This is a genomic window from Rhodococcus sp. T2V, from assembly GCF_029269925.1.
Taxonomy (GTDB): Bacteria; Actinomycetota; Actinomycetes; order Mycobacteriales; family Mycobacteriaceae; genus Rhodococcus_F; species Rhodococcus_F koreensis.
Window position 1 is genome coordinate 1 of the sequence record NZ_JARJBD010000508.1, and the last position, 465, is coordinate 465.

Here is a 465-nt window from a genome sequence, read left to right on the forward strand (position 1 = left end):
GTTGCACGAGCAGGCGGCGGATCTCGGGTAGCGTGTAGCCGATCATGCCCTGATCTTCGATCCCGATTCCCCTTTTATTGCTTGGGTTTTCGTCCCGGCGAGCCAGGCGAGCGCGAGCATCGACAAGGTGATGTGGGCGTACCATGCCCGGTAGGTGCGTACCTGGTAGTGGTCGAGGCCGGCCTCGTTCTTGGCCTGCTGGAAGCATTCCTCGACCCGCCACCGGGAGCCGGCGCCGACGTTCCGGTACAACCCGGCGGTGGTGGCGCAGGCGTTCGCGACGATGGGTTGTCTGTATCCGGGGCGGATCATGCTCGGTGTCGGTACCGGCGAGGCGCTCAACGAGATCGCGACCGGTTTTGCCGGGGAGTGGCCGGAATTCAAGGAGCGGTTCGCGCGGCTGCGGGAGGCGGTCCGGTTGATGCGGGAACTCTGGCTCGGTGACCGGGTCGATTTCGAGGGCGA

2 pseudogenes are annotated in these 465 nt (G+C 65.6%); one reads left to right on the top strand and one right to left on the bottom strand.

The annotated features are described in order from the left end of the window. Window positions 1-42 precede the first annotated feature (42 nt). Window positions 43-234 (bottom strand): annotated as a pseudogene (locus tag P3H15_RS55135) (IS701 family transposase); the annotation flags it as partial. A 1-nt stretch (window position 235) separates the two neighbouring features. Here P3H15_RS55135 and P3H15_RS55140 point away from each other — a divergent pair. Further along, window positions 236-465 (top strand): annotated as a pseudogene (locus P3H15_RS55140) (LLM class flavin-dependent oxidoreductase); the annotation flags it as partial.